9 protein-coding genes and 1 pseudogene are annotated in these 15354 nt (G+C 44.7%); 2 read left to right on the forward strand and 8 right to left on the reverse strand.

Annotated elements, in window-relative coordinates; genetic code table 11:
- Positions 1 to 38: 38 nt before the first annotated feature.
- Positions 39 to 1439 (reverse strand): HAMP domain-containing histidine kinase, encoded by a 1401-nt coding sequence (locus KCTCHS21_RS16930; protein ID WP_130610756.1) that lies wholly within the window; start codon positions 1437 to 1439, stop codon positions 39 to 41.
- Positions 1436 to 2110 (reverse strand): response regulator transcription factor, encoded by a 675-nt coding sequence (locus tag KCTCHS21_RS16935; protein ID WP_130610759.1) that lies wholly within the window; start codon positions 2108 to 2110, stop codon positions 1436 to 1438. The genes KCTCHS21_RS16930 and KCTCHS21_RS16935 overlap by 4 nt, the downstream gene beginning before the upstream one ends.
- A gap of 212 nt (positions 2111 to 2322) precedes the next feature.
- Here KCTCHS21_RS16935 and KCTCHS21_RS16940 point away from each other — a divergent pair, with 212 nt between their 5' ends.
- On the forward strand, positions 2323 to 2898 hold the full coding sequence (locus KCTCHS21_RS16940) for an undecaprenyl-diphosphatase (RefSeq protein ID WP_130610762.1): 576 nt from the start codon (positions 2323 to 2325) through the stop codon (positions 2896 to 2898).
- A gap of 88 nt (positions 2899 to 2986) precedes the next feature.
- On the opposite strand, the gene KCTCHS21_RS16945 is transcribed toward KCTCHS21_RS16940, so the two are convergent.
- Positions 2987 to 3787, reverse strand: coding sequence for a COG4705 family protein (locus KCTCHS21_RS16945; protein ID WP_130610765.1), 801 nt, complete (start codon positions 3785 to 3787; stop codon positions 2987 to 2989).
- Between the two features lie 194 nt (positions 3788 to 3981).
- On the opposite strand from KCTCHS21_RS16945, the gene KCTCHS21_RS16950 reads away from it, so the two are divergent.
- Positions 3982 to 5196 carry a chromate transporter gene (locus KCTCHS21_RS16950; RefSeq protein WP_130610767.1) on the forward strand — a complete coding sequence of 405 codons (1215 nt, stop codon included), beginning with the start codon at positions 3982 to 3984 and terminating at the stop codon, positions 5194 to 5196.
- A 19-nt stretch (positions 5197 to 5215) separates the two neighbouring features.
- On the opposite strand, the gene KCTCHS21_RS16955 is transcribed toward KCTCHS21_RS16950, so the two are convergent.
- From KCTCHS21_RS16955 to KCTCHS21_RS16975, 5 genes and pseudogenes are all read right to left on the reverse strand, one after another.
- On the reverse strand, positions 5216 to 6031 hold the full coding sequence (locus KCTCHS21_RS16955) for a sulfurtransferase (RefSeq protein WP_130610770.1): 816 nt from the start codon (positions 6029 to 6031) through the stop codon (positions 5216 to 5218).
- Between the two features lie 129 nt (positions 6032 to 6160).
- Complete coding sequence (locus KCTCHS21_RS16960; protein ID WP_179952698.1) at positions 6161 to 6808, reverse strand: formylglycine-generating enzyme family protein; 648 nt, start codon at positions 6806 to 6808, stop codon at positions 6161 to 6163.
- Positions 6809 to 6845: 37 nt separating this feature from the next.
- Positions 6846 to 7034, reverse strand: a pseudogene (locus tag KCTCHS21_RS16965) (DUF4180 domain-containing protein); the annotation flags it as partial.
- Between the two features lie 291 nt (positions 7035 to 7325).
- Positions 7326 to 11321 (reverse strand): discoidin domain-containing protein, encoded by a 3996-nt coding sequence (locus KCTCHS21_RS16970; protein ID WP_130610776.1) that lies wholly within the window; start codon positions 11319 to 11321, stop codon positions 7326 to 7328.
- Between the two features lie 228 nt (positions 11322 to 11549).
- Positions 11550 to 15281 carry a phospholipid carrier-dependent glycosyltransferase gene (locus tag KCTCHS21_RS16975; protein WP_130610779.1) on the reverse strand — a complete coding sequence of 1244 codons (3732 nt, stop codon included), beginning with the start codon at positions 15279 to 15281 and terminating at the stop codon, positions 11550 to 11552.
- Positions 15282 to 15354 lie beyond the last annotated feature (73 nt).

Raw genomic sequence — 15354 nt, forward strand, 5'->3', positions numbered from 1 at the left:
ATAAAAAATGAAATCGATGCAAGAACATTATCTAAAGCTCAAGCAAAGCTACGCGGTAATACTACCGTAACCACGGTTCCTTCGTGCTCAACACTCTCAAGTCGAATGCTTCCCTGATAATTGTCGACTAATCGCTTGGCAATTGCTAACCCCAGACCACTGCCGCCTATTTTACGGCTTCTTGCCTTTTCCACACGGTAAAACCTATCGAATACGTGCGCAATGTGTTCATTCGAAATTCCCAGACCACTATCGATTATTTGCAATTGTACGGTATTCTCCGTTACAAGCTTGCCGGTAATTCGAATCGTCTTCTCATCTCCGGAATATTTAATGGCATTGTCGATTACGATCATGAGAATTTGCTTCAAATGACCAACCGAGATCGCCAACCATATACCTGACAAATATCGGGTCTCTACTTCGAAAATCATTTCCGGATGAATAACGGAGAAGTCGTCCACTATCTTAATGATCACATCAGCAGGGTCAACACGTTCGATATCCGTTTCAATTTGCAATGGCTCGGTTTGAGAGGATAAAAGCAAATCCTGAATAAGTTTCTTCAATCGAGCTAATTCATCCAATGAGGCTTTTAACGATTCATTTAAAACGGAAGGGTCTTCTTTGCCCCAGCGTATGAGCAAGTTAAGATGACCTTCGATAATCGAGATTGGTGTTCTAAGCTCATGCGAGGCATCCTCGACGAATTGATTCTGATGATGGAAGGACTCCTCCAATCGATCCATCATCTCGTTAAACACTAGACTTAGCTTAGATAATTCATCCTTATTATCAATAAAATCAACTCTCGCCGCTAACCCATTGTACTTTATTTTACCCATCGTGCTTGATAATTCAGCAACCGGTTTAACCAATTGTCTACCTAAGATGACTCCACCGAATGTGCTGAAGGCGATTCCACCCAGCCCACCTATAACCATAACGACCAACAGCAAGTGATTTAACCGTTCGTAATTTTCCATATTCCGAATGATTTCGACTGTACCCTTGAAAGATCCGACCTGAACCGGGCTTCTGAGCACGAGCAAATGCTCCTCCTCATGCCATGGGCTGACCAGACTCCTCGAGCTTGCAACTTGTGGCAGCACCCATTGATCTGGTATTCCTTCGCTTATATTTAGCACAGTATGCCCACTATCATCCAGCACCCTAATCATCTGATTGCTCTGGTTCACCTTCTCAAGATAGCTTTGACTGGCGGCTACGCTTCTTGAATTACTGTCCTCATAATAGCCGATAACCTCATCCATACTCTTATTAATGGAATGCTCCTCTTGGGCAAGTATCCAACGATCAAGCACCAAATATTGCACCGAGTTATAGAGAAAAAAGAAAATACACATCCATAGTGATGCCCAAACGGTTATTCGCCACTTAATCGGGAGAGTGTTTATCGTTCTGAGCAACATTTTCATAGCCGCATCACGTATCCAATTCCGCGCTGTGTCTTTATATATCTCTCGTCCCCTGAATCACTCAATTTGTTCCTCAGGTAACGAACGTAAACGTCTATGATGTTGGTCTCAACTTCAGAGTCAAATCCCCATACCTTTTCCAATATCATGTCCCGGGATAATACCCAATTCACGTTCTGCATAAAGACGGCAAGCAAATCAAATTCCTTCTTTGTAAGCATGACGTTCTCTCCAGCCTGAGTAACTATTCTGGTATTAAGATCAAGGACAAGATCCTTGAATGTATATACGGCTAATTCATGCTCGCTGTGTTCGAACCTACGAAATAAAGCTCTCATCCGAGCGAAAAGCTCTTCAATGGCAAACGGCTTCGGAAGGTAATCATCTGCCCCACAATCCAAGCCGAGTACTCGATCCGTTACGCTATTTCTTGCCGTTAAAATAATAATAAGCGTTTTGCTAACCTTTCTAATCCTCCTGCATACTTCGACTCCATTTAGTCCAGGCAGCATAAGGTCAAGCAGGATCAAGTCCCATTCCGATCCAAGAGCTAATTCAAGACCACTATGTCCGTCATAGGCAATCTTTACCTCGTAAGCTTCATGGATCAGCTCCAATTCAAGGAACCTTGCGAAGTTAGGCTCGTCCTCTACAATAAGAATTCTTTTCATTGTTTCCTCCGACCGCAGCTCGAATGCCTTAAGCTATGTATTTACCCTGCTGTAATTATAACTTTGAATGGAATGATTTCGATACAGTTCAATACAGTTCAATACAGTTCTCTTTAACAAGAAGCCACTTCGAGATTAGATATAATCAAATTCTCATGAAAAACTCAGATTCGTAGGCTACAGTGGAAAGAAAAAAAGGGTGAAAGCACATTATGAACTATCATTTGTTTCAATTCATTAATGACTGGGCTGGGAAATACGATTGGGTTGACGATATTATGGAATGGTTTGCGCAGGATATCGTATGGTTAATGATTGCTGTAATGGTTTGTCTATGGTTCTCAGGGAAGGAAACCAACCAAAAGCTAGTCTTCTATTCCGTCCTATCAGCGTCAGTGGCCATTTTTATTGCAAGCATGCTCATTTCGCCAGAAGTGAACCACGCTAGACCCTTCATGGAGCATCAAGTAAACCAATTAATTCCACACGCGCCGGATTCTTCGTTCCCAAGTGATCATGCTACTTTTGCATTTTCAATAGCTTTTAGCACCTTGTACTTCAAACGTAGATTAGGTATTGTCATGGTGATCTTAGCGATATTAACTGGAATCTCACGGATCTATGCAGGAGTTCATTATCCAGGGGATATCTTAGGAGCCATTGTTCTATCTTTCATAACAAGCATAACCCTGTATAAGCTTAATAAACGATTAGATGTTGTCCCTCTATTCTTCATCAAGCTTCAACGAGGTCTAATACGTCGTTTCTTCCCAGTTCAAGACAAGTAATTGTTATCCTATAGATTAAAGGAGTGGTCACACAAACTGATATAGGTTTATGTGACCATTCGTTGTATGAGGACGCGTACAGGCTTACTTAATCTTGAAGGTTGAGAGGGATTACATCTTTTCTCGTCTTAGTCAGGTAAACAACCAAGCATAAAATCGTAACGAGGAAAATCACACTAGTGATGATCGTTCCCAGTTCAAGTCCACCATCATCGCGTGGTTGAGATAGATAATCACCAATTGAAGCACCTAAAGGACGGGTTAAGATGTAGGCAATCCAGAAAGCCAGAACCGCGTTCAGTTTGAAGCGATAGTGAGCAATGGTCACAGCCCCTATCAGCACCGCGAATAAGATCACAGACACCCAGTACCCCAAGTTGAGCCCCTCTGCCACAAGATCACCGGCTGCAGTGCCTAAAGCAAATGTGAACAGAATGGTCAGCCAATAGAAGGCTTCTCTCTTAGTCGTGTGGATGGAGTGGATGGATAGAGTCTTCTGACTCGCATACCAAGCCCAGAAGGTTGCAAGCAATAAGAACGCAAATATAACCGTGGTAGTCTCTAATGCGACCCCTAAGTTGTCTACGAGATTATCCGTAATCAATGTGCCCACAACGCTAATGAGAACGACCGTAAGCCAATAAATCGCCGGTACATACTTATTTAACTTGAATTGGAAAAAGAGAGTGAGGAGTAAGAGACCACTCATGATATAGGTTGTGTTGGTTAAGCCCAAATTCAAATCTGCATTCAGAAAATCAGCCGCGGTCTCCCCCACCGTTGTCGCCAAAATCTTGATAATCCAGAAAAAGATCGTAATTTCTGGTACCTTGTTTAACAGCTGCCTGCCCCCAGATAATGTCGTAGCATCCGAAATAGAATTTCCCATCGTAAATCCTCCCTTTTCTCATAAAATGACTATTTGCAAATTGTACTCGCCTCTTATGAGAAATTAATGAGAAACCAAGTCGCGGAGATAAATAAATAAATAAATAGGATAATCCTATTAAATTGCTTTATGATCTTAAGCCACTTGAGATATTATTAGGAAGAAACACGACTTAACCTCAGGAGAGATAAGATATGGAATCCAATCACATAGAAGAAGTGCTAGACGAGTCACGAAGCAAACCGAAAAAATTATTAGAGCTTCTTCTAGTATCAACTAAGCTCGGGCTAACTTCATTCGGGGGACCAATTGCCCATCTTGGTTATTTTCATAATGAATACATACGGAAACGCCAGTGGATGGACGAACGAAGCTATGCTGATCTTGTAGCTCTAAGTCAGTTTCTTCCTGGGCCTGCCAGTAGTCAGGTCGGTATTGGGATTGGGGTCATTCGCGCTGGTTTGCTCGGGGGTTTCGTTGCATGGGTGGGCTTTACGCTTCCATCTGTTATTGCTTTAATATTGTTCGCTTTCTTACTGCAGGGAATCGATATTAGCAATGCGGGGTGGATTCACGGGCTGAAGATTGTTGCGGTGTCCATTGTGGCTCATGCCATTATGGGTATGGGACAAAAGCTAACCCCAGATAAAAAACGAGCTACACTTGCGGTAATCGTGGCTTCTATTACCCTACTTTGGCAAACAATGTTCAGCCAAGTGCTGCTCATTGTGGCGGCAGCCTTAGTGGGAATGTGGATGTACAGAAGAACAGTAACTACGGAAGCTCCGAATATTACTGTTCCTATCAGCCGTAACGTTGCAGTGCTGTGTTTAAGCGTCTTTTTCGGTCTCTTAATCTTCCTCCCCCTCACGCGACAGCTCTCGAACTCAGGATTACTTTCGTTGTTCGATAGCTTTTATCGATCGGGCTCACTTGTATTCGGGGGAGGTCATGTTGTTTTGCCGCTATTAGAAAAAGAAATGATACCTACCGGTTGGGTCAATAAAGAAGACTTTCTTGCCGGTTATGGCGCTACTCAGGCAGTCCCCGGTCCACTTTTCACCTTTGCAGCCTATTTAGGTGCAATGGCTAAGGGCATCTCTGGAGCTGTCGTTGCCACCGTGGCAATATTTTTGCCTGCCTTTCTCCTCATCGTCGGAGCTCTACCGTTTTGGAACACCCTACGCAAAAGCTCCCGTATTCAAGGGGCACTAATCGGAGTTAATGCAGCAGTTGTCGGCATCTTGTTGGCCGCGCTCTATAACCCATTGTGGACGACAGCGATTATAGCACCAGCAGATTTTGCATTAGCTTCAATCCTGTTTGTTATGCTCACCTTCTGGAAACTACCGCCATGGACAGTTGTAATCAGCGGTATGGTAGGCGGGATTTTGATTGGTTTTATGTAACTGTCATGCTCGACTCGCTTTATCCTTTTTCTATAGGAGTATTTGGATCATTCCCCCACTCTTCCCATGATCCTTCATAGGGGCGAACATGATCAAAACCTACCGACCTAAGAGCTAGATACATAACAGATGCTCTTATGTTTTGTTGACAATACGGAACAATCGTCTTACTATCGTTAATTTCAAATGCTTGAATCGATTTATTTATCTCACTGGAAGTCTTAAGCAATGGTACATCTTCAGAAGTAAAAACTTGACCCCATTCCCAATTTAATGAGCGAGGTATTCGTCCCTCACGCTTTGACATTGACTTTTCACCACTATATTCCTCAGATGAACGAACATCTAGAATCGCAACATTGGAGTTCTCAAGATTATCAAGAATAAATGCCTTGTCCACTAAACGGTGTGCAGATATAATCGGTGTAAAAGTTCCTCTCTGCACTACCGTGTTATCCTTCTGAATCTCTTTCTTTTGCTGCACCCACGCTTTATACCCACCATTCAGCCACTTCACATTCCGATGTCCATAATACTCAAGTAGGAAAAAGAGTCTTGGCGCATCATACTGGTTTCCAATGTCATACACAACAACGATTGAATCATCGTTAATACCTAACTTCTCTGCTTTCTCACGGAAATCATCTGGTGATGTATTTCCTGTAATTTCTGCATTAGAGTCCGTAAAATAGGTCCAACCCGGCGCGTTTACTGCACCTGGAATATGGCCATCTAGATAATCATTTTTGCGTACGTCAATTATTCTTATTTGGGGGTTGTGCAATTGAGATTCTAACCAGTCGGTGTCTACAATTATATCGTTGCTTACAGTCATCTTTAATCTTCTCCTCTTCAGTAAGATAACAAAAAAAACCAATTCCAATTAGGAATAGGTCTCCAGCTGACTGGTAGAAATATTATGACTCCCATTATATCACACTAAAAAAATCGGAATTAATAAGTTTTATTGAACAGACTGTGCAACTCGGAATCCAAGGTCGTCTATGCAAAAAGTAGGGTGGCTGCGACGGCGGCACGTTGCCCCACAGCCTCTCGCCTCTTCTGCCCAGCTACCACCTCGGAAAATGCGATAAGAGCCATACACTTCTTGGTCATATAGATCCCAGCACCATTCCCATACGTTACCTAACATATCGTACAGACCCCATGCATTCGGTAGTTTTCCGCCTACGTCATGGATATGGCCCTCTGAATTTTCTTCATACCAAGCAATTTGATCAAGCTCCCCGTATCTATATCCCGTAGTTCCAGCTTTACTTGCATACTGCCACTCTGCTTCTGAAGGAAGGCGATAGCCGTTTGCTTCCCAATCACAGATTGTTTCACCCTGATTACTAAACGAATAACACTCCTTAAACCCAGCTTTCTCAGACAGGAGATTACAGAAAATAACGGCTTCATTCCAAGAGATATTCACAACTGGCTGCTTGTTATTCTCCCCTAAAGCGAGTTGTGATTTGTTGGTGATCGCATAGTATAGCTCCATAGTTACAGGATACTGGGCAAGCTGGAACGGCTTTATTACGGACACCCATTTTCTCTTTGTTCTATCATCACGTAATTCTATTTCACCCCCTGGAATTTTCACCATTGGATAATTAGCAAAGCCCGTTCTCTTATCGGACACTCTATCTTCCTCCCAATCCTTCGCTCAATTTGGCAATAGCTTGTTCTTCATCTGGCTGGAAAAAAATATCCTTCCCTTGGTTGCTCTCCCTAATGAAATCCTTCAAGCTGTTGCTCGAATAAACGGAAAAATCACCGACTATCGCTATTTTCACACGGCAATTAATAAACTTTTGCAATATGCCGCGTAGTTTAACTTCTATCATAATAGATCTGAGTTTTTTGTCGAGCACTATTTTATGTACTTTACCCACCCAAATATTCACGAGCCCCTCTCTCCTCCCCCAGACTTCCTGAGCGAACTACACATACCTGTCTGCCAACACATATGTGTAGTTCACTCAGTAAGTTTAATTTAGAGGACCACGTAAAATGGCTTCACCCATCCTTGGGACGACGGTACACGTTTGTTTCGGTCAATTAAATGGCGATTAAAAAAGGGAGGAGCAAAAACGCCTCCCCCCGCAGACTTACACGGATGCTTATTTAATGATTAGACCAAAGCCAGTCTGAATGTAGTACAGATTAGGGTTAGCGATATTACTAGTCGTTAAGTTATTAAACGTTGCGGAACCATTACCGGTGTAGCTGTAGATGGCTGCACCCGGATGAGGTGAAGTGAACCGCGAGGTTAAAATCCCATCAAGACCAGTACCATTAATGTTGATGTTGTTAAACACGATATTCTCAAATCCACCACCGTATCCAAATTGGATAGCATCGCGCTGAGTGTTGATGATATCGATGTTGGTAAACGTTACGTTTTTAATGGAGTCGTTCGAAGCTTCCAGATCAATTGCCCCACGTTCTCCATTGTATAGATCCTTACTCGTACCGCTGTTAATAATGGTAGTATCCGAGAACAGAATGCCGGTGTTGTTCTGGAAATGGTATCCTGGGAACACGGTATTCATTCTGATTGCGGAACCTCCAACGGTGTCGATAATTACGTTGTTGGTAGCCTTGTGACCACCACCACCAAAGAATGCAATTGCTGCTGCACGCCAGTTATTCTCGATGGTGTTAAACGAGAAGGTATTGTTGACACCAGCGGGAGCACCATTGACATTACTGGTCCAGACGGCAAGACCATCATCACCGTTATTTCTTACACTGGTATTACGTACAATCGAATTACTTGTTCCTTGAGCAAAGTTAATACCATCGGCAAGGTTGTTCCTGACACGACTGTTTTCAATAATCAGTCCATCAGCATAGATTGCCGGAGTATGTGCGTAGTCTCCTACCCAGAAACCACATTCAAAATGCTCTACCCAAATATTGTGCACCTTAGAATTTTTCCCAAAGTTGTCCATGAACCCTTTGTATATCGCATTCTCATGATAACGAGACCGCAGCTTGGAATTCAAATAAATATTGCTAAAATCCAGCTTGCCCTTGATACGGAATGAAATACCACCGGACGCAGAATTAGGGTTGGTAAACTGAATATTCGTATGCCAGATCCCCGCTCCCACAATAGTGAAGTTATCAATCATGCTGGCGACAGAGCCGATCTTCCACATATTATTCAAGTGGAACGTTCCTTCCGGGATATACAAGGTCTTACCCGCTGCCACCGCAGCAGTTACTGCTGCTTCAAATGCTGCAAGATCATCCAGTCCGTCATTGGCAATAGCACCGTAATCGGTTACGGATATTGAATTGGCAGGACGAGGAATTGCAGCAGGAACAGGCTCGATTTCTAAGAAATCAACACCGTATTCCAGCGTATCGGCATTGGACTTCTGGATGCGGATGATGTCTCCGGGTTGAAGAGCTGAATCCAATTTCCAGTGTACTTCGTCAAAACGGAAGAGCGGACGTCCGCCAGAAGGTGTATCAGCAGGTTGATCACTTGAGAAATACTGCCAGTTATAATAGGACGTCAACGGTATAGTCTTGGCTTTGACACCATTCACGTAAACATCAAGCGAACCGTTTAATCCCATACCATCGGCCGAGTCCGGCATAGTAAATCTCATAGTAACACCTGCGCCACCTTCTCCCTGTCTTACAGTCCATTGAAGAAAGGAGCCGTTAGACGGAAGTGAGATATAGCGTTGTCCAGAAGCTTCTGAAGCAATCAGTGCTTGATCAAATGTCGGTGCTGACTGTAGAGTTGCACCTCCGCCTCGGGTAGCATCATCCGTATCATACCGGGTGTACGGCATGCTAGCACCACGAGCAGAATATACGACCAAGCTTGTTGTACTTACGTTGTTTGCTTGCTTAATCGGTAATTCATTAGCATCTGCAGCAACGGTAGTCGTTACGGAGTAGTTGCCAGTAATTGCTGTCCAAGTCCCAGGTATTGAGACGCTGACTGCTGCTCCAGCAGCTAAAGTTCCAGTGTATGATCCGTTAAAGGTTTGAATAGTTGAACCGGCAGAATTCTTCAGAGCTACTGTAATGCCATGAGAACCGCCTGCAGAAGCAACGTTCCCTTGGTTTTTGAGATTAACGATAAAGCCTACTGTACTATTAACAACTACACTACTTGGTGTCCATGAAACTACTCCTACTAAATCTGAGCTAGCTACAGGAGCGACAATGAGCGATGACGGGCTCGTGTAGCTGTTGTTCCCATCATTCTGTTCGATGATCTCATTGCTCTCATCTACCTTAGCACTCACCGAGTAAGTCGCGGCAGCTTTCGTCCCAGCATTCAGAGATACCGTTGCCGAAGCACCCGCAGCTAGTGCGGCCACAGGAACAGATCCTGCAAGCGTGTTATTCAGGTAGAAGTTAACTGTAGTAGCAGGCGCGCTAGCGTTACCGATGTTCTTAACGGTTGCGTTTAATGTAATTGCGCTTGTCTCAATTGGAGAAGTCGGAGTCCATGATATGTCTGAAATCGTCAGGTCCGGGTTAGGCCCAGGCGTGCCGAATACTTGGAACTCAGCAATTTGTCCGGCCGGAGCCCCGGAATTAGTCGTAATGTTTAACTGCAGACGTTTAACTGTCGCAGTCACCGGAATCGTGACCGAATTGCCGGAAGCAGGATTGAACGTATACGTTTGAGCAGACACTAAATTGCTGAAGGTAGTCGTATTCTGATTGTGACCGAGCACTTGAATAGTTTGTGTGCGCGTACCCCATTCAGTGGACGGATTTAACTTCAGTACGATAGATGTAATGTCATGGTTAGCTGCAAGATCGAGCGTTAGCGTACTTGGATTTCCGCCGCCTTCCCAATAAGTGTTAGTGTTATTATCATTTGCGTTTGTAGCCACGAAGGATTGAGTAACTGAGGATGCGGTAATTGCTTTACCAATTGCGATGTTGGAGCCCGGTGGTGGCGTTGGTGTTGGAGTCGGTGTTGGTGTTGGTGTTGGTGTTGGTGTCGGTGTTGGTGTTGGTGTCGGTGTTGGAGTCGGTGTTGGAGTCGGTGTTGGAGTCGGTGTTGGAGTCGGTGTTGGAGTCGGTGTTGGAGTCGGTGTTGGAGTCGGTGTTGGAGTCGGTGTTGGAGTCGGTGTTGGAGTCGGCGTTGGAGTCGGCGTTGGAGTCGGTGTTGAAGTTGGGGTCTCTACTGTGATTTGATCCAGATTAACGTTGCCGGAATCGCCAGCGTCGTATTTGTACGCGATCGTGTTATTACCGGCATTCAGGTTGAGTGCCTCCAGCTTGTTACTCCATGTGTCCCAGTTCGCTAGATTAGGCAGCGAGGACTGGCGAATTTTCGTGCCGTTGACGTAGACGCTTATCGTCTTCGCGCTTCCACTCGCGTTAGCGTACTTAAGAGCCACATTACTGCTCCCTGCCGTCGGAACATTGACAGTGAAGGTCGTTGTCGCACCTTGTGTCCAGTATCCGTCAACAAAGCCAGTGCCGGAGTATCCGGTGTGATCTGTGTTCACTTTAGCTCCGCCAGACAGTGCAGCAGACTCAGCTTGGTAAGGCGTGCCCAAAGGAGTTGGCGTAGGCGTAGGTGGGTTCGGAGTCGGCATAGTGCCGCCAGTGCCGTATATTTCGAATTCAGATAGCTGTGCTGCTGGCCAGCCTGTGTTACCCGTTACGTTAAGACGCACGTAGCGTGTAGTAGCTGAAGCAAAATTAATCGTGACAGAATTGCTCGCAACCGTTGGATTAAAAACATAATCCGCAGAGCCGACAAGGTTCGTAAATGTCGTGCCGTCTGTGCTACCTTGAACAGCCAGCGTTTGCGTTCGCGTTTCCCAGCCAGCAGGCAGCTTTAGAACAATCTGGTCAATGCTTCTATTTGCAGCTAGATCGACTTGAATCCACTGTGGGAACGCATTGTTTGTGCTTTCCCAGTAAGTGCCTTGATTGCTGTCTTTCACGTTGTTCGGTTCATAATTTTGAGATTGCCCGCTCGCTGTTACGGTTTTGCCTAGCGTTAGATTGGGTCCACCAGCTGCAGAAGCAGGGTCAGGTGAGAAAGGTCCGACAGACAGAAAAAAGCTCGTGATCAGCATGGTTACTACTAGCGTCCATGCGACGTACTTGTTGCGCATTATATTCCTCCTCAATAAAGTGAGATGCGAGAAACTACGTGCGTCTGAAAATGCAATTATGATAGCGGTTACAAATCCTCCTTTCATTGTAATACACCCTCATTATAGAAACAGCGAGATCAACATATAAGACGCATTCCTACTGTAACTGTATGCGTTTCCATGTTAATAAATGGAGAAGGCTAACTTCATCCCGCAAGCTCGCGGTTATCGAAGTTAGCTTCCCACTTATCCATGAAAAATCCATCCACTAAACCACTTCAGAACGCCATCCGCGTATGAAACATCGATTTCCATACCCGATAAAATAGGATAAAACAAAATAAATAGCAGTAAAACAGCTCCTGCGTAGACATGTGTCCATTTTCGAAAGGTAGGTTGTCTCTCCTCTATTCTCCGAATCCAATAAACAATACATAGCACTATAAAAGGCACACAAGCGAAAAAGTGATAAATAAACGTTAGTCTGGTGACGAGGACCCATGGAAGAAAAGCCGCTACAATTCCAACAAGAACAACCGTCATGCTATTATCTCGTTTTTTCCAAGCCATGCGAAATGTTGCTATAGCCGCAATCGTCCCCACCCACCATACGGCAGGGTTACCCATAGCAACAATGCTAGCCATTCTGCCATGTACTAATTCCGAGCCTCCATAATACCAAATAGGCTTGCGAATGAGAGGCCACTCCCACCATGTCGACGAGAAAGGATGAGTAGCATGTAGCTGGCTATGGTAATTAAACATAAACTTCTGATACGAGACTATGTCTTTCCATCCATGTCCGGAACCCGGTACGAGCATAAACGGAATATATGAAGCTAAATAAATCATTAATGGAGCCAGGATGAAAAATAACCCACTCGCAAGTACAGTCCAGAGCGTGTGCATCGCAAAGGGAAGCCTACGGTTTTGCTGATACTCCTTATACCTTTTCCACAGCGTGAGGAAGAAAAGGAATGCCAAGCCCGCCCCCGCATACAAGCCAATCCATTTGGTTGCCGTCGCAAGACCGAAAGCAAGCCCACTAATCGCAAGCGGCGCTATCGTCTTAAACAGCTTATCTCTATAAAAACTCATTTCATAATAACGATGCATTCGCTCGTAAGCCAATAAGATGAAAAACACAGCAAAGGTGTCAACGGTACCCAGTCGGCTTTGTGTAAAGAGCATAAAGTCGAAGGCTACCAAGAACGATGCTAGAGCTGCATAACGGGTATCCCTGAACAATCTTTTGGCGAACAGGTATAGAAGAGGAACGATCGCTATTCCGAAAAGAACACCTGCGATTCGCCATCCGAACGGATTCATACCGAATATGGCAACTCCAGCCGATATAATCACCTTCCCAAGGGGCGGATGAGTCGTCTCGTAAGGCTCCAATCCATGTAAATTCTCATAGGCAGTCCGTGCATGATATATCTCGTCAAAATACATGCTGTTCTTATAGGAGATACGTTGCGGAACCGTGCCCTGTTCATCGAATACTAGAGATGGTTCAACTTCACTAGTAATGGGAATAACTCTTTGATCTTCCCCTAGGAAAGCCATTTCGCCTAGCGCAGCCCCCGGTTGTGTCGCTACTAGCTTCACATATCGAGTCGTGAATACAGCTTGAGCTTTCTGCCATTGAAATACTGCACCATCGTTCAAATCAGCTGTAGCAGCCGGTAGCCATGCTCGGCCGTCATCCGAATATTCGATCTGAAAGCTTCCATTTCCAATGCCGCCGTACCATACAATTGATTGTACTTGCTGCGTCTTCCCGAAGTCGACTGTTGTACTTTCCCCTTGTATGACCGGTTTCCAGAAGCTCTGCGGCGCGACTGTCGAACCGAGCTGAAACAACGCAATAGCAGCATATACAACCGTAATTGCAGTCATCGTAATGTAATCCCTACGAGACATCGATGATTGGGGTGTAATCGGATCGGTTAATGGTTTGGCTGCCTTACTCGGTTGGATCGATGGTTTTACTGCCTTACTCGGTTCGCTGCTTGGCTTTTTAATCAATAGCTCATAACCAAGCCATACCGCATACACAGCAAGACATACGTTGCCTAATGCAACGATGTTCATGAATCCATTGCCATTCTGAATAAAATAATCTTGGCTAAGACCGTGTTTAAGCACGTAAGCCACATTAGCGAAATTCGTGAGGGTAACACCGATAAATAGTCTAATCACGCGTACATCCCGAATCCATACCCAGCTCATCAAGGCTAGTGGAACGGTTGCGTAGCCGTAACGCTCGTGAAGCCCTGTTTTGAACACGAATACGAGCAATGCAATGAGGAAGGCCACATAGACGATCTTCCCTTCCCTGCGGCTTCGAAGGAGCAGGAATGCTGCTACTAGGACGATAGCGACAACAAATAAGACATCCCAGCTTGCGAAGGGGATTCCCCACCACTTATGATCGGTATTCACACCATTGGCTCCAAGCAGCGCATATCCATTAAACGCATTAAACGTAGCATAAGGATACAAACCAAACATCGATTGATAATGTTTAAATATCCACCAAGGACCCTGCTGTAGAGCAAACGGTAATATAATAATCGTAAATACTACTAGTGAATATAGTGCTGCTTTTAGCGCTTCTCTCCAGCTTCGAACGGATAAGAGAATTAACGGAGCAAAAATAAGCGATTGAGGCTTAATTAATACGGCTACCACGAAAAGGACGGAAGCTATCGAAAGCCGCTTGTTCTGTAGGGAGACAACCATTAACACAATGAACAGGCTAAATACGGAATCCATTTGTCCCCACACAACGGAATCTATAAAAACGAGTGGATTAATCACATATAGAAGCGCCGCTAACAGAGCTGTTTTCTCTTCTGCTAGGCGCAATGCCATTCTGTAGATGAACCAGCCTGCAATAAGATCAGCGACCATCCCCGGAAACTTAATGAGAATTAAGGACGCAGACGAAGCATGCTCCAGACCAAGCACCGATTTGATAAAGCCTAGAACATATAGCACGTATATGTAGCCCGGAGGGTAATCCGCAAAAATCTCCCCGTTATAAAATCCTGACAATCCGTTATGATATGCATGGTCTGCCCAGGCTATAAAATCTTGGATATCAATCGGATGTCCTTTAATAATCGGAGCACAGATCATTCTGAGTAGAAAAGCACCACCGAATATACCAATGATCAGCCATAATCGATTTCTTCCCGCTCCATTTATACGATCCAATAAGCTCTTTTTAGAGTTTAGAAGCCTTGAAATCAAAAATAAACCTAACACCCCATAAGCCAGTCCGTAGAAAATCATCCAACCCGAGTAGGCAGAATGTGAGGAGCCCGCATTAGGCACTACTGCCTCTCCCTGATCGACGGCTGGATCGAACGGCACAACGACTGTCCCAGTAGGTGCTTCTTTGAGCTGTTCCATACGAAAGTCATCGAAGTCGACCTTGCCAATGTTCAGACTTCCATAGCCTCCAAGTCGAACCGCTACGGTTATCTGCTCCTGCTCTGCTCCCGTCCGACCTACAAGCTCAAGTAGCTCCCAGCTTTCTGAGGGTGTTCTCAAGTCCAATGAAGTCGTACCGATGCCAAGAACGGAAATGTTCGCCCCAGTGGCACCCTCATCTGCTTGGGCAACCCTAACCCAGCCAGATAGCTTGTACAACGTATCAGGCTTAACAGAAACCGTCTGAGTCCACTTGGCATCATTCGGCTGAATATTCTCTATAGTTACGTATCGAGAGCCAGTTCTTGCGTCTCCCTCTACTACCTTCATTAGGCTATATTCGTCGCCAACCAAATAAGCATCCTTAGTCCAATTCGCAGGCTCATCGCCGATAACTTCCTCGAAGCCTCCATTAAGAACAATATTCGCTTCACCATCCTCAGCAAAAACAAATGATGAAGGAATGATAAAAGATAGCAATAGGAAAAGAATAGTTTGTAATATGACGGTTTTTACTATTTTACTATTAAACATAAGATTGTCATCTCCATAAATGAGGGCTTTATTATCCGTTACTTACAAGTTCAACAATTCGGACAATATACCT

Origin of the sequence: Cohnella abietis, assembly GCF_004295585.1 — a bacterium.
Classification (GTDB): Bacteria; Bacillota; Bacilli; order Paenibacillales; family Paenibacillaceae; genus Cohnella; species Cohnella abietis.